This is a genomic window from Oxynema aestuarii AP17 (assembly GCF_012295525.1).
GTDB classification, from domain to species: domain Bacteria; phylum Cyanobacteriota; class Cyanobacteriia; order Cyanobacteriales; family Laspinemataceae; genus Oxynema; species Oxynema aestuarii.
Window position 1 is genome coordinate 4,312,541 of sequence record NZ_CP051167.1, and the last position, 18,506, is coordinate 4,331,046.

Below are 18,506 nucleotides of genomic sequence, written 5' to 3' on the forward strand. Positions count from 1 at the left end.
CCCCTTCGATGTTTCAATTTTGTTTGAGAACGAGCAAGGTAAGATCGTCAAAAATCTTTTGTTCTCCAATATGGTTCAAAACATCGGCGATCGCTTCCTGACGGATTTCCTCGGCAGATCGGGCCGCATGACGCACCAACACCTCACACAGGCGATCGATTCCATATTGCACCCCTTCGAGATTTTCCGCCTCCGTAATCCCGTCGGTGTAGAGTACCACCGTATCGCCGGGATTTAACTCAATTTCCATTTCGCCAATAAAATCGGCAATTTCGTCATCTAAACCGATCGGAAATCCCAGATCGATGGTATCGATCCGTTCGATCGCCCCCCCCGTACGAATGACCAAAACTTCCTCGTGTTGTCCGCTCAAGCGTAACTTGCGATCGGCGTAATCGAGCAGCGCCAACGATAAATTTTTATCCGAATTCATCCGCGCCACGTTATTAAAAATCGTGCGATTGATCGCATCCAAAAAGCGAACCGGATCCGCTTCCCCATTGGTCAACAACGTCCGCACCGCCGTTTGGACCATAATCGTCAACATCCCGCTTTCCAACCCGTGACCCGTCACGTCGCCGATGCCAATTTTCACCCGTCCGCCGTGTTGCAAGACGTCGTAATAATCCCCTCCCACCTCGTCGGCGGGTTGCATGAATCCGGCGATATCGAGACCTTCGATCTGGCTGAGTTCTTCCGCATTCGGCAAGATCATCTGCTGCAACTGGCGGGTGATGTCGAGTTCTGCCGCCATGCGCAGGTTTTCCGCCTTCAAGCGCTCGTTGAGGACGGTAATTTCCCGGTTCGCTTGCGCTAACTGGGCCGTGCGTTCTTCGACCTTGCGCTCCAACGTGCGGTACAGCAAGGCATTTTCGATCGAAATTGCCGCTTGTGCGGACAGGACTTTGACCACTTCCAGGCGATCGGGGGTAAAGGCGTCCGTGGTTAAATTATTCTCCAAATACACCAATCCCACGAGTTTGCCTTGGTTGAGGATCGGCGCGCACAAAATCGATCGCGGTCGTTCCCGGAGGATATACGGCTGGGTCGCGAACTGCTCGGCTTCGGTGGCGTCCGCCAAGACCACATCTTCTAAGGTGCGGGTGGTGTAATTGACGATCGCCTGGGGGAGGTCGTCGCTGCTGGCTACGTCCGTTCCTTGCAACACGGCGATCGCCCCGGTTTCCGCATCTCCGGAGGCTTGAATTTTGAGCCGATCCTCCTCGGCGAGGATCAAGACCCCCCGTTGAGCTCCGGCATTTTCTAAAATCAGTTCGATTAATTTCGAGAGCAGTTTTTCGAGGACGATTTCGCCGGAAATGGCTTGCGACGCTTTGAGAATCGTCCCTAAATCCAAGACTTCTCCGGAATGAGACCCGGTGGTGGAATGGGATAAGGTAGCCGTGCTGCGTTGGAGACGGCTTCCCTGCGATCGCGCATTGCTGAAAAATTGAGGGTACTGTTGCTCGAACTGGGCGACTTTAGCCTTGGCGCCCCACTGTAGATAAGCATAATGGGCGTCGAGGGCGTAAGCGCGGGCGATCGTCTCGTGACCGCGCGCCAGATAAAACCGCATGGCGCATTCGCGGGCCACCGCCGCATCGTGGTTGTAGTTAATTTTTAAAGCGGCGGCGATCGCGCGATCGTAGCTTTCCATCGCTCGAAGCGGATCCCCGAACACCCGAGCCCGTTCTGCTTCGACTAACTCCCACTTGTGCTGGTAATTTTCCGGAGCCGCACTGGCCCAGCGCTGCAATTGCGCCTGATTTTGCTCGATTTTGGCTCGATACGCCGCGCGATCGCCCTCCGAGGCGCGATCGTAAACCGCCAACAGGCTTAAGGAATGAAATAAAATCCGGGTCACGTTGACAATCGAACCGAGTCCGGCGGTCCAATATTGTTCGGCTTCGCTCAAACAGGCGATCGCCGTCTCGTCGTCCCCAAATAAATAATTGAGAATCCCTTTCGCCGTGTGGACGTGCAGCAGGGAACTGCGATTGTTCGTTTCTCGATAAACGGCGGTCATTTCGTCTTCATTAAAACTTTCTCCGACCAGCCGACACGGATCCTCATTTTGACCCAATAAATTCAAACTGCACTGACGCCAAATCAACGCATTGCCGATCGAATATCGCTGTTTGACTTTCTCGATAAACTCGACATAATGCCGTTGTTGTTCTTCCAACAACGGCAGGGGTTCCCCCGCCGAAAACATAAAATAACAGTAATTTTGGGCGGCAAAACTGGCATATTCTAAATCTCCCGTATCCACCCCAATTTGTACGGTTTTTTTCAGGGGTTCTCGCGTATTGCGCGTCGGTTCTTTCCAGTGACGAATGAAGACGTTAAAGAGAAAATGAACTTTACACTGTAAGGCTTTACTGTGGAATTTATCGAGGAGCATCAGCCCCAGTTTGCCCGCGTTATAGCCTTTGTCTAATTCCCCGATCGCCCCGCACAATAACAAGCCGTAAACTGCATAAGCGTAAGCGGATAAGGCGGAATAACCGCTTTCGAGAGACAGTTGCACCATGGTTAAAATCGCCTGACGCAACACCTCCGGTTTGGCGACGTAAGCGGCGGGAGCCATCGTCACTAAAATTCTCATGGCGGCGAGGCGATCGGGATCGGTCATTTCCGGTAAGTCGGCGACATCGTTCACCGGAGGTAATTCGGGAACCGCACTGCCTTGCCACATTTCGATCCCGAGGCGATCGAGGGCGTCTAAACCTGTTTCGATCGTGGCGATCATTTGCGATTCGGCCATGTAGATTTGCATTTTTAGCTCGTCTACTTTTACGCGATCGCCCCTGCCGATCGCCCGTTCTTCGATCTGTTTGGCCAAGGCTTCCGACGCTTTGAAATTCGTGTTTAAATATTCCGCTTCTGCGGTTTCTAGATAATATTTAAACGTAAATTCATAGTCGCTATCCCAACAATTCTCTGGCAGCAAATCCAGGCCGATCTTTAAATACTTCACCGCCGCATTGTAAGCGGTGGCGGCTTTCGCTTTTTGTCCGGCGCGTAAATTGAGGCGCGCCAGTTCTGCTTTTTCTTCCGGGTCGTCGAGGCGATCGCTGCCGTAATTGAGTTGGTTGACTAAATCGAAGATGTTTTCTTCTAATTCTTCCGTCGTTTTAATCGCCTGTAAAAATAAGCGCCCGATTTGATAGTGAGTGGCTTGTTTTTCACTTTCCTCAATCAAAGAATATGCAGCTTGTTGGACGCGATCGTGCAGAAATTTATAAGTCACTTCCAAATCGCGATCGCCGAACACTGCCGCCGTTTCCGCATATTGAAAAAAGCGATAGTTATCGCTCAGTGGCACGATCGACCCTTCATCGAGAGCTTGCCATAAATCCCCCGCCGTTTCGGCGAGAGATTTTTGATTGACCACCGCTAACGTCGCGAGGTCGAATTGGTTGCCAATACAGGCGGCAAGTTTCAACACTCGTTGCGTTTCCGGGGAAAACTTTTGCAGTTTTCCCGCCATAAATTCGACCACATTATCGGCGACATCCATCTGGCGGACGCGATCGAGATCCCACTGCCAAACTCCGTGGTGATAGTCGAATTCGAGAATATTTTCTTCGTAAATCGACTTGAGAAATTGATTGCTAAAAAAGGGATTGCCTTGGGTTTTGGCCAGGAGTAATTGGGCCAGTTCGGCGGTGCGATCGCCGGAGGTATTGAGCGCGTCCGCAATTAATTGATTGAGATCCTCAAAAGCGAGGGGTTTGAGCGTAATTTGATTGACATTCACCCCCGCATTACGAATATCGGTTAATGTCGTCATCAACGGATGAATCGGACTGACTTCATTATCTCGGTAGGCGCCGATCGCAAATAAATAGCGAGTATCCGTATCGCTGACGAGTAATTCTAACAATTTAAGCGAAGCACTATCGGCCCATTGCAAATCGTCGAGAAAAATAACGAGAGGGTGTTCGGCGCGGGTAAAAACGCGAATAAATTTACCAAAAAGTCGGTTAAAACGGTTTTGGCTGGCGGTCGGCGAAAGCGGTTCGACCGGGGGTTGCGGTCCGACGATCGCTTCGATTTCGGGGATCGCGTCGATCAGCACCTGACCGTCGCCGCCAAAGGCTTCTAAGAGTTCGGTTTTCCAATAGGCGACCCGCGCTTCGCTTTCGGCGAGCAATTGGCGGATCAAGTCGCGAAATGCCTGCACGAGGGACGCAAAGGGGATATTTCGTTTGAATTGGTCGAATTTCCCGGAAATAAAATAACCGCGCTGGCGCACGATCGGTTTGTGGACTTCTTGGACGAGGGCCGATTTACCGATCCCGGAAAATCCGGCAACGAGCATCAGTTCCGTGGTTCCGGCGGCGACGCGATCGAAGGCGGCGAGTAAGGTGGCGACTTCGGTTTCGCGTCCGTAGAGTTGCTCGCGAATCTGGAAGTTATCGGAAACGTCGTGTTCTCCCAGGGGAAACGAGGAGGGTTGCGCCTGGTGTTGTACCGCGTCGCGACAGCGTTCTAAATCGGCTTTGAGTCCCCACGCACTCTGATAGCGTTCTTCGGCGGTTTTGGCGAGCAGTTTCATGACGATCGCCGCGAGAATTCCGGGAATCTTAGGGTTGACGGTATCGGGAGGAATGGGCGATCGCGCGATGTGACAGTGGATCAGTTCCATCGGATCGCTACTCTCGAACGGTAATTGTCCCAGGAGCAGTTCGTAAAACGTGACGCCGAGAGAATAAAAATCCGTGCGATAGTCGATCGCTCGGTTCATGCGTCCGGTTTGTTCTGGGGAAATATAGGCGAGGGTTCCTTCGAGAATGTTGGGATTGCGAACGGTAGAATTTTCTTTCGATAAAAAGCTGGAAATCCCAAAATCAATAATTTTAACTTTTCCGCTTCCCGGCTCGATCAAAATATTGGAGGGGTTAATATCTTTATGAATAATTTTTTGACGGTGGATATGACCGAGAATCTCGGTAATTTCGATCGCCAGGGGGAAAAACTCTCGAATGGACAGCCGTTGAGATTCCAGGGCAATTTTGAGCGATCGCGCCCCAAAGTCTTCCAGAACGATCGCCAACCCATTTTTATACTGTTCCAGTCCTAATGTTTTAACGACGCCTTCGAGCTCGAAGTTTTTCGTAATTTCATATTCCCGTCGGTATTGGGCGATCGCTTCCGGACTGGGATATTCGTCTTTCATGACTTTGACAACGACGGGTAACTCGTCCCGTTCTCGCCACCCGCGATACACTCGCGACCCCGCACTTTCATAGATCTTTTCGGTGACGCGGTAACCCGCCATTTCAATGAGCATATTTCCTCTCCAAGCTCGTCTGATTTTTATTTATATTTGGCTCAATGAGATCCGATCGAGAAACTTTAAGACAGTTGACTCGTCAATGATGATTTTTTCTCGGAGATCTCCCGTTTCTTCTTCCTCGTCAGCACCCCATCCCTCAAGGTCTCGATCTCCGAGTGCATAAAGCAACCCTATAAGCTGACTCCATCCGGTTAGGTACGAAGATCCAGCGTAGATGACTGGCATAAAAATAATGACTCTTGATTAATGTAATCGATCGCGGCGATCGCGGCTATAAAGATTAAAGATATTTAAAAATTATATAGCAATTCTCAATGCTTTCCGTGACGGACTCGATGGCTAAATTCCTGCCCCTAGGGAATAAGGAGGCGATCGCATCTCTAGTCAAGAGCGGAAATACGATCGCCGCTTGTTTCGTATCTTTCCAGAATCGAGTTAACTTACCTCACGGATTCATACCCTCCGAGAATCCCCTCTTTTGAAAAAACAATTTGCCACAACTGCAAGTCCCGAGCCCGAAAAGCTCCCGCGTAAGAGAGTAAAAAGTATTTCCACATGCGATAAAAGGTTTCTCCATATTTCCCTTCGAGCATCGACCAGTTGCGATCGAAGTTTTCAAAATACGCCACGAACGTGCGATCGTAATCTTGGCCGAAATTATGCCAATCTTCCACGACTAAACGCCCTTCCGCCGCCTTGGAAATTTGACCGGGGGACGGTAACATTCCGTTGGGAAAGATATATTTATTTAACCAAGCTTCGCCATAATTCGGCGTATTCGTCCCGATGGTATGCAAGAGAAACAACCCGTTATCTTTCAAACAACGGCGCACGACATCCATAAACACTTGATAATTTTTATGTCCGACATGCTCGAACATCCCGATCGAGGCGACGCGATCGAATTGACCGTTAAAAGTTCGATAATCTTGCAATAAAAATTCAACGTTCAATCCTTCCCCCAATTTTTCGCCGAGGGCTTTTTGTTCTTTAGAAACAGTCAAACCGACACAAGAAACGCCATGGTTTTCGGCGGCGTAGTTCATTAAAGCGCCCCAACCACAACCGATATCGAGTAAGGTCATGCCCGGTTTGAGTTGTAATTTCTGAGAAATTAAATCGAGTTTGGCTTCTTGGGCTTCGTCTAAAGTTTGGGCGTTTTTCCAATACGCACAACTGTAGTTCATGCGGCGATCGAGCATCAGTTGATAGAGTTCGTTATCCAAGTCATAATGATGTTCGCCGACGTGAAACGATCGCGCCAAACTTTGCAAGTTAAAGAATTTTCCCCGCAGCCATTCGAGATAAAATCCAGGGGTTTTGGCTATTTGAGTATCGTACAGTTTGGCGCGCATCACTTTGGTAAAAAACTCGTCGAGTTGTGGAGAATCCCACCAAGCATCCATATAAGATTCTCCCAATCCTAACGATCCGTCGCGAATGACGCGGGTGTAAAAGCGCTCGTCGTAAATGTGAAGGTCCCAAGGGCGATCGCCGTTAATTTTGATGTCGGCGCGATCGAGGACAGATTGAATGTAAGCTTTCCGGTTGCGATCGGACATTTATCTGTTTTCCTGAATCTTTGAAATTCGACGGTCGAGTGTTTTGGGGGGATATTTCAGACCGCAACGATCGACTGTTTGCGCGAAAACCTCCCCCCACCGATTTTCAGTTTAAGCTTGCGATTTCCCGGCGCCGGATTTTTTCAAGATTTTTTTCAAATAAAGGGCAATTTGTCAGGAATTGCCGATCTTTAACGCATTTTTAAATGAAAATATTGTTAATTGAATATATTAAATTGCAGTGATTTTTAAAAGACCGAAAATAGCCATTCTCGATTTCGGCAGCTAATCGCCAGGTCGATTCCCTCGTTGACGGAATGACGGTTAAAAGGACGGTTAAAAGACTGTTTATAAAGAAAATATAAAAAAATCTTGTAGGGGTTTGCTCGCCAAACCCCTACAAAACACTTCCTCTCAAACAGAGCTATTAATGTTGATGTTATCAACAGTCCTTCAGGACTGGCTGATTTGAATGGTACCGCAACCGATGCGTCCGCCAGCGTTCCCGGTCGGTTGTCCGAAATCGTCGGGATCGGCGTGCAAGATGAAGGCGCGATCGCCGATCCCATATTGACCCTCTGTTTGAGTCTCGCTCAAGGTCAACCCGGAAACGGTGTAACTCAAGGAACCCCTGCCATCTTCCGCAATTTCGATATTGCCGAGATCCCCCGCATGGGCCGCTTCAAAGCCATCTTCGACGATAAAACCGTGTTTTACCCCGTTAGGGTTGAAATGTCCCCCGGCAGCGTTCCCATTCTCTTCACAACTGCCGTTTTCGTGAATGTGAAACCCGTGTCGTCCACTCGGGGCCTGTTGGACTTGGGCGGTAATTTGCAAGCCTTCGGGAGTTTGCACCAAATTGACCTCGCCGAGGATTTTGGACGGATCCTCCGTACCGATCAAAATTGCTTGAGCCGTCGGTCGAGTGGGGTTTTGGGAGACGCGATCGCCCCCCTGGGTGTCGCCACAACCGTAAAGGAAGGTCAGCAAACAAAATACGAGGGCGATCGCCGTCTGTCGGCTGCGTTGAAATACAAATTTCATTGCTGAGATCTCTCAAGAATTATTGTGACCATTTTAGAGTTTGGCGACTCGGGACTCGGGAATCGGGCGCGATCGATCGCCCATGGAGGCTCATTATTCGGGAATAGCATCTCGAATATGCAAAAAATTCATAAAACGAAATATTTTGTAATCAAAGATACGAAAGCAGCTTGATTCTGCCCATAACTTATCACTAACCGAAGAGCGTTATAGGAGAACAAAAACTAGAAAAGTAGAGATAGGCAAGACCCAAACAAAATGGTTAATTTCGATACAAATTTCGATAGCGATCGCCTCGTAACTTCCGGTCGATCGCCTCGATAACTCGGGTAGACGAGGAAATGTTTTTATCCGAGTCTCGAAACCGAAAAATTAACCTTAAATATGCAAATTAAGTGAATTAACTTTCTAAAGCTTCAAGTTGAGCGATCTCAGCAAATCTGCTTTGAATTTAGCTCTTTATTAGCTGCTTAGAGGAAAAAAGACGATCTTACCCACGGAATCAGTTAGAGCGATGACCCTAGCAACTGACAAACTAACTACAGCTAAATTAAATAAGTTTGAAAAGTTTAAAGCCGAGAAAGACGGCTTACTAGTCAAAGACGAACTCGAAGAATTTGCCCGGATTGGCTGGGAGGCGATCGACGCGACCGATCGCGAACAACGCCTGAAATGGTTGGGGGTCTTTTTCCGACCCGTAACCCCGGGTAAATTCATGTTGAGAATGCGCCTACCCAATGGCATTCTCAACAGCCATCAAATGAAAGTTTTAGCGGAAATCGTACAGCGTTACGGCGACGATGGTAGCGCCGATATTACGACGCGCCAAAATTTACAACTGCGCGGTATTCGCATCGAAGATATCCCGGATATTTTCCGACGGTTGCAAGCGGCACAGATGACGAGTGTGCAGTCGGGGATGGATAACGTTCGCAACATCACCGGGTCCCCTGTGGCGGGGATTGACGCGGACGAGCTCATCGATACGCGCCCTTTAGTCCAAGAAGTTCAAGACCGGATTACCAACGGTGGCGAGGGCAATTTTGCCTATACGAATTTGCCGCGAAAGTTCAACATCGCGATCGCCGGGGGGAAAGATAACTCCGTTCACGCGGAAATCAACGATATTGCCTTCGTTCCGGCGTATAAAAACGGAGAACTTGGGTTTAACGTTCTTGTCGGGGGCTTTTTCTCCGCGAAACGCTGCGAAGCGGCGATTCCTTTAAATGCTTGGGTGACTCCGGCAGACGTGGCGGATCTCAGTGAAGCAATTTTAAGTGTTTATCGCGATAACGGGTCGCGCGCCAACCGCCAGAAGTCGCGGCTGATGTGGCTGATCGACGAGTGGGGTCTGGAGAAATTCCGCGCTGAAGTCGAACGAGAATTCGGGCAGGAACTGACGCAAGCGGCGGAAAAAGATGAAATTGCTTGGGAAAAACGCGACCATATCGGCGTTCACCCGCAGAAACAGCCGGGAATGTATTATGTGGGTCTGCACGTTCCCGTGGGACGGTTGCAGGCGCCGCAGATGTTCGAGTTGGCACGATTGGCGCAAGTGTACGGGACTGGAGAGATTCGCCTGACGGTGGAGCAGAATGCGATCGTGCCGAATATCCCGGAAACGCGCTTGGAAGCGTTTTTAGGGGAACCGTTGTTAGAGGAATTTGCGATCGCCCCGGCAGAGTTAAGCCGATCGCTGGTCTCGTGTACGGGCGCCCAGTTCTGCAATTTTGCCCTAATCGAAACCAAAAATCGAGCGGTGGCGTTAGTGAAAGAACTCGAAGCCGAATTAGAGATCCCGCGATCGGTTCGTATCCACTGGACTGGATGCCCGAATTCCTGCGGTCAGCCGCAAGTAGCCGATATCGGCTTGATGGGAACGAAAGCCCGCAAGGATGGCAAGGTCGTTGAGGGGGTGGATTTGTACATGGGGGGCAAGGTCGGTAAAGATGCCGCACTTGGCGAATGTGTCGAAAAGTCCATCCCTTGCGAGGATCTCAAATCAAGGTTGCATGAGATTCTCGTCGAGCAGTTCGGCGCCACACCGAAAGCACACTTGTAAGGGATTTTTGATTTTCGATTGTTGATTTTTGATTGAGGAAAAAAGGAGCTTGAAAGCGGCGGATCCGATGCCCGCACTACAGGCTACGCCCTATTTCCTACTCCCTACGCCCTATTCCCTACTCCCAACTACCATGACGACTAAACAAGTTACCGCTACGCCTTCGACCACTGCCGCTAATGTTGCGGTCGCACCGAAAACGGCGAGTTCTCCTGTGATGCAAATTCTCTGCGCGATCGCCCTGACGGGGTTTACAGGTTTTATGGTCAATCACTGGCGCCAACAATTGACGAATCACGCTGGCGATCTGGCGATCGCCGAACAACCGCAAGCGATCGCGGCGACGGAGACCACGGAAGCGGTAGGGACTCCGGTAGAAGTGGCCGTCGAAACCGCCACCTTAACCGCCGCCGAGTCCGCAACCCCGGAAGCGGTCAAAATTACCGATCCGGCGCAAATTGAGGCGTTACGGGCGCAAGTCTACGAACAACTCGATCGCGGCTGGACGACCGTTCCCGGGTTTAGCGAACGCCTGGTGTATCGGGTTTCCGTGAAAGCAGGGGGGGCGATCGCCAGTTATCGAGCGATTAACCCGGCAGCCGTTCGGGCCGTGGGAGATACGCCCTTGGCGATCGTGGCGAGTGAGCCCACCAGCGAACCCGTGGCGGATTTCGTTGCGATCTTGACGCCGACAGGCTCGTTACAAGTCAATCCCTGGATCGGGGATGCTACTCCCTAGAGCTGAGTGGGGACATCAGTGTCACCACAACATTTTTTAACACGGTGATGTTCGTCGTTGACTTTTAAGCATTTTTCCTCGTGTTAAGTTTACTCCCTCAATCGTGTAGTGGATGTAACGAATTACCATGTCTTCCCCCGAACTTTCTTCTGAGAAAAAAGGCCAATTTCCCACAGACGCACTCGTGATTCTGGCGGCAACCGTTTCGATTTTCCTTCTCGGTGGTATTTTCCACCTGCTTTCGGGTGGGGGAACCGCGCAAGTGAAGAACGAGACCACGGAAATGACGGCCCAGAGTCCGACGGCGGCGGAACTGGAGACATCGGAAACCGAGGCGATGGCGATCGAGGAGTCGGCGGCGATGACGGAAGCCGCCCCCACCGCGCAGACGCCGGAAAGTGCCGCAGAAGCGCCGAGTGCCATGAGTGCGGATGCGCCGGAAACGAGCGAAGTAGCGACGATCGCCGACGAAGCGACGATCGCGGCTTTACAACAGCAGCTTTACGACCAAATTGACCAAAACTGGCAAACCGTGCCGACCTTTGACATGGATTTGGTCTATGAAGTCAATCTGAGTGAAGACGGCGCGATCGTCGCTTACAAACCCGTTAACGAAACGGCGGAAAGCTTTATCGGTGAAACCCCCCTGCCGAACTTACTCGACGGGGCAGCAGAAGCAGCAACAGTCAGCCCGGTTGCCAAGTTCGTTGTGGTGATGACCCCAAACGGACAACTGCAGGTCAGTCCTTGGATCGATTCTAACTAGGTTTGCCCGAGTTATACCCTTCTTCCATCTTGCCTGCGATCGGTTTCTTCCCTCTCCCGGCCTTCCGGAGAGGGGGAAACCCCAAAAAACAACCCTGAAGACGCCTCCCTGCTTGCCTCCGAGCCCCTGCCGCCCGTCACAGAAAATGCCGTGCAGGATCGCCCGTGAAGGGAACCGTCCCGTTACAAGTTTCACCGTCATTCTCGATTAAGTGGATTTCCCGTTCGATGCCCCGTCCGGCGATCGCCGTGCGACGGGGGGCGATCGGCGATCGCGGACCCCTGGATTGCCGATCCGCGACGACCCCGACCGATTTGAGCTCACCCCAAACTATCAATCATTGCCATAATTGCCATGCTTGCAGAACTCTGGTCCTTTAGAGGACGCTACAAAATCCTACACCTGACCTGGTTTGCCTTCTTCCTCTCTTTTGTCGTTTGGTTCAACTTCGCTCCATTTGCCACTGCCGTTCAAGAATCGATGGGACTCGAACCGTCCCAAGTCCGAACCTTGGCCATTTGTAACGTCGCCCTCACCGTTCCGGCCCGGGTGATTATCGGCATGGTCTTGGACAAATACGGACCGCGCATTACCTATTCCCTCCTGTTGATGTATGCGGCGATCCCCTGTTTGGCATTTGCCTTCGCCCAGAACTTCTCCCAGTTGGTGGTCTCGCGTCTGGCCCTATCGATTGTCGGGGCTGGCTTCGTGATCGGCATCCGCATGGTCGCGGAGTGGTTCCCGCCGAAAGAAATCGGCTTGGCTGAAGGGATTTATGGCGGTTGGGGCAACTTCGGATCTGCCGGGGCGGCGTTTACCTTACCGACGATCGCCACCATTGCCGCCGTGATGTCCGCCGGGCAAATTAACTGGCGCTTCGCGATCGCCCTGACCGGAGTAATCGCCGCCGTTTACGGTGCCATTTACTTCTTTAACGTCCAAGATACGCCCCCGGGCAAAACCTATCACCAGCCGAAACGCCACGGCGGTTTGGAAGTCACCACCCGTCGCGACTTCTGGTTGTTGATGCTGATGAACGTTCCCCTGTCCGGAATTCTGGCCGTTCTCGCTTGGCGCTTGAGTAAAGTAGGTTTTTTCAACACCCCCCAATTGATCCTCGCCTGGCTTGCTTTACTCGGTTTGTACGCCTTCCAAGGGTTCAAATGCTGGGGAGTGAATAAAGAACTGGTTCTCGGTCAGAAGCGCTATCCCTTAGAAGACCGTTACGAGTTCACTCAAGTGGCGTTACTCGAATTAACTTATATCGTCAATTTCGGTTCCGAACTGGCGGTGGTGTCGATGCTGCCGACCTTCTTCGAGAATACCTTCGGTTTGAGTAAAGTGTTAGCCGGAGCGATCGCCGCCAGCTATGCCTTTATGAACTTAGCGGCCCGTCCCGGTGGGGGCTTGATTTCCGACAAACTCGGCAGCCGCAAACTGACGATGACCGTTCTGACCGGATGTATGGGGATCGGCTACTTCCTGATGAGTGGGGTGAACGGCAATTGGTGGCTTCCCGGGGCGATCTTGCTGACGATGTGCTGCTCGTTTTTCGTCCAAGCGGGAGAAGGTTCGACCTTCGCGATCGTGCCGTTAATCAAACGCCGGGTCACCGGACAAGTCGCCGGAAATGTCGGCGCTTACGGCAATGTCGGCGCCGTCGCCTACCTGACCCTGTACAGCTTGCTGCCCGAAGGCGATCTCGGCAATCAAATTTTCTTCCAAGTCCTCGGCGTCACCTCAATTATTGTCACCTTCCTGTGCGCTTTCTATCTCAAAGAACCGAAAGGATCCTTCGCCGCCCACCACGAGGGGGAAGAACTCCATCCTCACGCCGTTAACGAATCCGTCGCCGCCTTCGCCAGCGATCGCCCGGACGCCTAAACATCCCTGAAACCCCATCAACCCCTCGATCATGTCTGAATCCACCAAAACTCTGTGTCCCTACTGCGGTGTCGGTTGTGGATTGGAAGTCTCGCCGCCCGCCGCCCGAGGACAAGCGACCCATCGAGATTCCCAAGGGACTCCCATCTGGAAGGTGAAGGGCGATCGCGCCCATCCCTCCAGCGAGGGCATGGTGTGCGTCAAAGGTGCCACCGTCAGCGAATCTCTCAGTAAAAATCGACTCAAAGCGCCGATGATGCGCGAGTCCCTCGATCGCCCCTTCCGGCGGGTCAGTTGGGACGAAGCCCTCGACGCGATCGTGCGACGCCTGCAAACGGTGCGCTTTACCCAAGGCCCCGAAGCCATCTGCATGTACGGTTCCGGTCAATTCCAAACCGAGGACTACTACATCGCCCAAAAACTCCTCAAAGGTTGTCTGGGAACCAACAACTTCGACGCCAACTCGCGCCTGTGCATGTCCTCGGCGGTCGCGGGCTACATTCAAAGCTTCGGGTCCGACGGTCCGCCGCCGTGCTACGACGATTTAGAGAAAACCGATTGCGCCTTTCTGATCGGCACCAATACCGCCGAATGCCACCCGATCGTCTTCAACCGCTTACGCAAGCATCACAAGCGCAACAAGCACGTCAAGCTGATCGTCGTCGATCCCCGGCGCACCAGTACCGCCGAAGTCGCCGACTTGCACCTGGCGATTAAACCGGGAACCGATATCGACCTGCTCAACGGGATCGCCCATCTGTTATTAAAAGCAGGGGATCTCAACACTCTCTTTATCGACGAATGTACTTCCGGCTTTGCCCAATACGCCCAAATTCTGGAGCATTATCCCCCGGATGCGGTTGCCGATCGCTGCGGAATTTCCATCGAAGATTTAGAAACCGCCGCCCGCTACTGGGGCGAGTCCGATCGCGTTTTGTCCCTGTGGTCGATGGGAATGAACCAATCGAGTGAAGGGACGGCGAAAGTTCGCACCCTGATTAATTTGCACCTGATGACGGCTCAAATCGGACGTCCGGGGGCCGGACCGTTCTCCCTGACGGGTCAGCCCAATGCGATGGGGGGTCGCGAAGCCGGGGGCTTGGCGAATTTACTCCCCGGTTATCGGTTGGTGAAAAATGCCGAACACCGCCGGGAAATCGAACAGTTCTGGGAGGTGCCCCCCGGTCGCATTGCTCCCGAGGTCGGGCGCACGGCGTGGGAGATGATAACGGGTTTGGAAACGGGAGAGGTCGGCGTTTTGTGGATTGCGGCGACCAATCCGGCGGTGAGTATGCCGGATCTGGAACGGACGAAAGCGGCGTTGAGGCGATCGCCGTTCACGATTTATCAAGATGCCTACTATCCCACGGAAACCGCCGAATTCGCCCACGTGATTTTACCGGCGGCCCAGTGGAGCGAAAAAACTGGGGTGATGACCAATTCCGAACGCACGGTCACTTTATGTCCCGCTTTTCGCCGTCCCCCGGGACAAGCGCGCCCAGATTGGGAGATTTTTGCGGAGGTCGGGCGGCGTTTGGGCTTTCGCGAACAGTTCGCGTTTGCCAATTCGGCGGAGGTTTACGCTGAATTTGTGCGCGTCACCCGCGATCGCGTCTGCGACATGACGGGAATCAGCCACGCCCGCTTACTCGAACAAGGACCGATCCAGTGGCCCTGTCCCCTGGAAGAGACCGAAATCGCCAATCCGCCGAATCTCAAGCGGCTTTATAGCGATTGGCGCTTTCCCACCCCCGACGGTCGCGCCCGCTTTGCGGCTTACCATTCTAAAGGACTCGCCGAACCGCCGAACCCCGATTATCCTTTTGTGTTGACCACCGGGCGCCTGTACGGTCACTGGCACACCCAAACCCGTACCGGACGGATCGAGAAAACGACCAAGATGCATCCCAATCCTTTTATTGAAATTCACCCGCGCCATGCGACTCAGTTGGGGATTGCGGATGGGGAGATGGTGGAGGTGCGATCGCGTCGCGGTCACGCCCGTTTTCCTGCTAAAATTACTCGGGCGATCGCCCCCGGAACCGTCTTCGTCCCCATGCACTGGGGCGCCCTGTGGGCCGACAACGCCGAAGCCAACGCCCTCACCCACCCTCACGCCTGTCCTGACTCGGGTCAACCGGAATTAAAAGCTTGCGCCGTCGCCTTAGCCAAAGTCACTGACGCTAACCAAACTGTCGCCACGGAAGTGACCCTTCCCGTTCCGGCTCTGACGTCGTAACAATTCTTAAAATACGAGAGACGAGACAGCCCGTAGATTACGAAATAACTGCTGTCATTCGTCTCTTGCGATTACATCTCCATGCGGAAATTGCGAAAGTTCTTAAATAGCCTCGAATTTTTGGTTGACGATTCGACTTTTCTGCACGTTATCGAAAACATTCAAAATATCGTCGCTAAAATTCTATCGCTCGTCATGATCGTAGTAATTTTAGTTGCCGTTTTCGATTTAATTATTTTTCTCGGCAATATGCTGTTTTTTTCCCGAACAGAATTTATCGAAAAACAGTTATTTGAAATCTTCGGGTTGTTTTTGAATTTGCTTATTTCCATTGAGATCTTAGAGAACATCACGGCTTACTTAAAAAAACACACCCTTCAAGTCGAGTTAGTGATTGTCACCTCTCTCATTGCCGTCGCCCGTAAGATTATTATCTTCAGCTTTGAAAAGTATTCGGGAACGGACTTACTCGGATTGGGAATAGCTATTTTTGCCCTCTCAATCGGTTACTGGATTATCCGTCAAATGAATAGCAAGCGTGAGGCTTGAGGGAAAAAGGCAACAGGCAAAATTCAAGGCAAATCAACAATAGAAATCAGTAGTGCAGGCATCTTGCCTGCTTCTTGGATCTCCCAAATGCTCTCAATTTAAACTCTAAAATCTAAAACTCTAAAATCTAAAACTCTAAAATCTGAAATTCTAAGATCTAAAATTTTCCATGTCTGAATTTTTTCAATTTGAATCGGATTTTGTAGAATCTCTACGCTGTATTCCCATGCAAGTTCGCTACAAACTCGATACTTGTGGCGTTAAACTTAAATTGGCTCACTGGCATCAATTCCCCGAAAGCGTGCGTCAAGATTTAGTCGATCGCCCCTGCCAGAATGCGGGGGAAATTGATGCCTATCGTCACGAATTACAACAACAAGTTTTACAGTACAACGATCGCCCCGCCAAAGATTTAGACGTCGATCCGAATCCACCGTGGTTGAATCCTGCCGAAGTTCCCGAAGCCGTGGGAGAAAAAGCCCGGGAATTTAACGTTAACTTAACGGTGAAACAGTGGCAAACTCTCACCCCCCTACAGCGTTTTGCCTTAATTAAACTCAGTCGGTCGGGACATGAAAACCGTAACTTTCTGCCCGCCTTACGCGAGTTCGGCCTCGCCAATTCCGTGCAAGATTAACACAATTTTTTATAGAAAATAACTCGATTAGACCATAGTTTTTAAGTCGATTGCGACTTGATTGAGCTGTTGCACGCCTTCTTTAATTTGACCGATACCTTGCACGTTTTCTACCGTGGTGCGATCGATGGCATTCATGGCTTCAAAGAGTTGTTGAATGGCGATCGCCTGTTGTTCGGCCCGTTGCGAAATCGTCTGGCTGCTGTGGAGGACCCGGGCGATCGCGCGATCCACCTCTTCAAAGGAGGCGATCGTATGGTCGAGAACGGTGAGGGCCTCGTCGAGGGTTTGACGGCCCTCATTCATCGCCATTTCCGTTGTCGCAGTCGCCTGTCGGATTTCGTCGGCAATTGTCCGAATTTGTTGGGTCGAACGATGACTCTCGTCAGCGAGTTTGCGAATTTCGCTGGCGACAATCCCGAACCCTTGCCCTCCTTGAGTCACGCGACTGGCTTCGATGGACGCATTGAGCGCCAGTAAGTGGGTTTGAGTGGCAAAATGACTGACGGTTTGAGAGATTTGATGAATATTTGCAGTGCGATCGCTCAATTGGGCAATCTGGATGGCAATTTCGCCGACCCGAGTCTTGAGTTCTCTCATTTGCATGAGAGTTTGTGGAATTTGCTCGATTTGACTGGCGACCAAGTCCGTGACTTCCGATGCTGCCTCTTGAGTTCGTTCCGCTTCTTTGGCACAAGAAATAGAGGTGCTACTTAATTCACTGGCGGTGGTGGTTGTTTGTTTGACCGAACTCGCTTGCAAGCTGGCGATCTCGTCATATTCGGTCAAACTCGAAGCAATTTCTGTGGAGGAACTGGCGATCGTACTAATATTATTTTTTAGCTGAATCTGAAGGACTCTAACGAGTAGGTAAATTCCGATTAAGACGAGTAAGTTTAACCCAAATAAAATTAATTGGCTGTTTTTGGAAACTCTCACTTTTTCTTGAGCGAATTCTTCAGCCGCATGAGTGGCTGCATCAGTTAATTTGAAAAAAACTTCACTTTCTTCTAACAAGGCTTGACGCCATTGCGGATTTTCCCTCGCCCTGGCGATCGTCGTTTTTAAAAGCTGCCATTCTCGTTCGACTCGTTGCATTTTTTCTAAAAAGTGGGGGTCTTGAGGCTCGGGAAGTCCTAAATCTGGATCGGATCGAATCAAACCATTGATAATGCGATCGAGTTCGTCGATTAAACCGGGTTGCGGTAAATTTACTAGTTCTAGTTTGACGAGACGCTGGGTTCCTCCGCGAACAATCCCGGTATAATTAACTACGCGACCGTCATCGGTCATGCGATCGACGAGGGAGTAAATTGCAATGACATTGACGATCGCAAAACTGAGAAGAATTAAGGCAGAGTCTCGCAATCTTTTCGTGATTTTCATGGCCGAAGCACAGAGCAGTTTTTTTAGTTTACAGCTTTTATCTTTTTTGCTGTTAATAGATCGTGAAATGTCGGGAAATGGTAACTGTTTATTTTTTAAAGAGATTGAGGGGGATTGAGAGCCAGCGATCGCCGATGGAGCGATCGACATGATTCTCTTGTGGAAAAAAGCGACGATCGCCGATTGCGATCGATAAGAACTGAGGGCAGGTTTAAAGCTATTAATTGAAGACAAGTGTGTCCCGGTCTTTTCGAGTCACCGGGTCTTTTTACTTAGGCAGAACCCCGATCGCCGCGCCGGGTGCGATCGCGTGCCGAGAGCGTGGTACTCCCC

12 protein-coding genes are annotated in these 18,506 nt (G+C 51.2%); 7 read left to right on the top strand and 5 right to left on the bottom strand.

Annotation, left to right across the window (positions count from 1 at the left end; all coding sequences use genetic code 11):
- Window positions 1-13: 13 nt before the first annotated feature.
- The 3 genes from HCG48_RS17455 to HCG48_RS17465 form a co-directional block, all read right to left on the bottom strand.
- Window positions 14-5,299, bottom strand: coding sequence for an AAA family ATPase (locus HCG48_RS17455; RefSeq protein WP_210437069.1), 5,286 nt, complete (start codon window positions 5,297-5,299; stop codon window positions 14-16).
- 446 nt (window positions 5,300-5,745) lie between these two features.
- Window positions 5,746-6,867, bottom strand: a complete 1,122-nt coding sequence (gene cfa / locus HCG48_RS17460; protein ID WP_168570283.1) for a cyclopropane fatty acyl phospholipid synthase — start codon at window positions 6,865-6,867, stop codon at window positions 5,746-5,748.
- Between the two features lie 453 nt (window positions 6,868-7,320).
- Entirely contained in the window at window positions 7,321-7,911 is a 591-nt protein-coding gene (locus tag HCG48_RS17465; RefSeq protein WP_168570284.1) for a superoxide dismutase family protein, read from the bottom strand.
- Window positions 7,912-8,425: 514 nt separating this feature from the next.
- On the opposite strand from HCG48_RS17465, the gene HCG48_RS17470 reads away from it, so the two are divergent.
- The 3 genes from HCG48_RS17470 (at window position 8,426) to HCG48_RS17480 (ending at window position 11,478) form a co-directional block, all read left to right on the top strand.
- Window positions 8,426-9,973 carry a ferredoxin--nitrite reductase gene (locus HCG48_RS17470; RefSeq protein ID WP_168570285.1) on the top strand — a complete coding sequence of 516 codons (1,548 nt, stop codon included), beginning with the start codon at window positions 8,426-8,428 and terminating at the stop codon, window positions 9,971-9,973.
- Window positions 9,974-10,106: 133 nt separating this feature from the next.
- The gene (locus tag HCG48_RS17475) at window positions 10,107-10,712 is read left to right on the top strand and encodes a hypothetical protein (RefSeq protein ID WP_168570286.1); all 606 of its coding nucleotides are present in this window, start codon (window positions 10,107-10,109) and stop codon (window positions 10,710-10,712) included.
- 127 nt (window positions 10,713-10,839) lie between these two features.
- Complete coding sequence (locus HCG48_RS17480) at window positions 10,840-11,478, top strand: RodZ family helix-turn-helix domain-containing protein (RefSeq protein WP_168570287.1); 639 nt, start codon at window positions 10,840-10,842, stop codon at window positions 11,476-11,478.
- 136 nt (window positions 11,479-11,614) lie between these two features.
- Here HCG48_RS17480 and HCG48_RS17485 read toward each other — a convergent pair whose 3' ends face one another.
- The gene (locus tag HCG48_RS17485) at window positions 11,615-11,815 is read right to left on the bottom strand and encodes a hypothetical protein (RefSeq protein ID WP_168570288.1); all 201 of its coding nucleotides are present in this window, start codon (window positions 11,813-11,815) and stop codon (window positions 11,615-11,617) included.
- A gap of 17 nt (window positions 11,816-11,832) precedes the next feature.
- Between HCG48_RS17485 and HCG48_RS17490 the strand changes: the two genes are divergently transcribed.
- The 4 genes from HCG48_RS17490 to HCG48_RS17505 all read left to right on the top strand — a co-directional run bounded on the left by HCG48_RS17490 (window position 11,833) and on the right by HCG48_RS17505 (window position 16,787).
- On the top strand, window positions 11,833-13,362 hold the full coding sequence (locus HCG48_RS17490; protein ID WP_168570289.1) for an MFS transporter: 1,530 nt from the start codon (window positions 11,833-11,835) through the stop codon (window positions 13,360-13,362).
- A 31-nt stretch (window positions 13,363-13,393) separates the two neighbouring features.
- Window positions 13,394-15,601, top strand: coding sequence for a molybdopterin oxidoreductase family protein (locus tag HCG48_RS17495; RefSeq protein ID WP_168570290.1), 2,208 nt, complete (start codon window positions 13,394-13,396; stop codon window positions 15,599-15,601).
- 81 nt (window positions 15,602-15,682) lie between these two features.
- Window positions 15,683-16,150, top strand: a complete 468-nt coding sequence (locus HCG48_RS17500) for a phosphate-starvation-inducible PsiE family protein (protein WP_168570291.1) — start codon at window positions 15,683-15,685, stop codon at window positions 16,148-16,150.
- A 169-nt stretch (window positions 16,151-16,319) separates the two neighbouring features.
- The gene (locus HCG48_RS17505; RefSeq protein WP_168570292.1) at window positions 16,320-16,787 is read left to right on the top strand and encodes a nitrate reductase associated protein; all 468 of its coding nucleotides are present in this window, start codon (window positions 16,320-16,322) and stop codon (window positions 16,785-16,787) included.
- A gap of 27 nt (window positions 16,788-16,814) precedes the next feature.
- Here HCG48_RS17505 and HCG48_RS17510 read toward each other — a convergent pair whose 3' ends face one another.
- On the bottom strand, window positions 16,815-18,173 hold the full coding sequence (locus HCG48_RS17510; protein WP_168570293.1) for a methyl-accepting chemotaxis protein: 1,359 nt from the start codon (window positions 18,171-18,173) through the stop codon (window positions 16,815-16,817).
- Window positions 18,174-18,506: the final 333 nt, after the last annotated feature.

What these genes read in the sequence shown, in the direction of transcription:
- HCG48_RS17500 (WP_168570291.1), top strand. Translation starts at nt 15,683, where the DNA reads ATGCGGAAATTGCGAAAGTTCTTAAATAGCCTCGAATTTTTGGTTGAC.
- HCG48_RS17510 (WP_168570293.1), bottom strand. Translation starts at nt 18,173, where the DNA reads ATGAAAATCACGAAAAGATTGCGAGACTCTGCCTTAATTCTTCTCAGT.
- HCG48_RS17495 (WP_168570290.1), top strand. Translation starts at nt 13,394, where the DNA reads ATGTCTGAATCCACCAAAACTCTGTGTCCCTACTGCGGTGTCGGTTGT.
- HCG48_RS17465 (WP_168570284.1), bottom strand. Translation starts at nt 7,911, where the DNA reads ATGAAATTTGTATTTCAACGCAGCCGACAGACGGCGATCGCCCTCGTA.
- HCG48_RS17470 (WP_168570285.1), top strand. Translation starts at nt 8,426, where the DNA reads ATGACCCTAGCAACTGACAAACTAACTACAGCTAAATTAAATAAGTTT.
- cfa (WP_168570283.1), bottom strand. Translation starts at nt 6,867, where the DNA reads ATGTCCGATCGCAACCGGAAAGCTTACATTCAATCTGTCCTCGATCGC.
- HCG48_RS17505 (WP_168570292.1), top strand. Translation starts at nt 16,320, where the DNA reads ATGTCTGAATTTTTTCAATTTGAATCGGATTTTGTAGAATCTCTACGC.
- HCG48_RS17455 (WP_210437069.1), bottom strand. Translation starts at nt 5,299, where the DNA reads ATGCTCATTGAAATGGCGGGTTACCGCGTCACCGAAAAGATCTATGAA.
- HCG48_RS17490 (WP_168570289.1), top strand. Translation starts at nt 11,833, where the DNA reads ATGCTTGCAGAACTCTGGTCCTTTAGAGGACGCTACAAAATCCTACAC.
- HCG48_RS17480 (WP_168570287.1), top strand. Translation starts at nt 10,840, where the DNA reads ATGTCTTCCCCCGAACTTTCTTCTGAGAAAAAAGGCCAATTTCCCACA.
- HCG48_RS17475 (WP_168570286.1), top strand. Translation starts at nt 10,107, where the DNA reads ATGACGACTAAACAAGTTACCGCTACGCCTTCGACCACTGCCGCTAAT.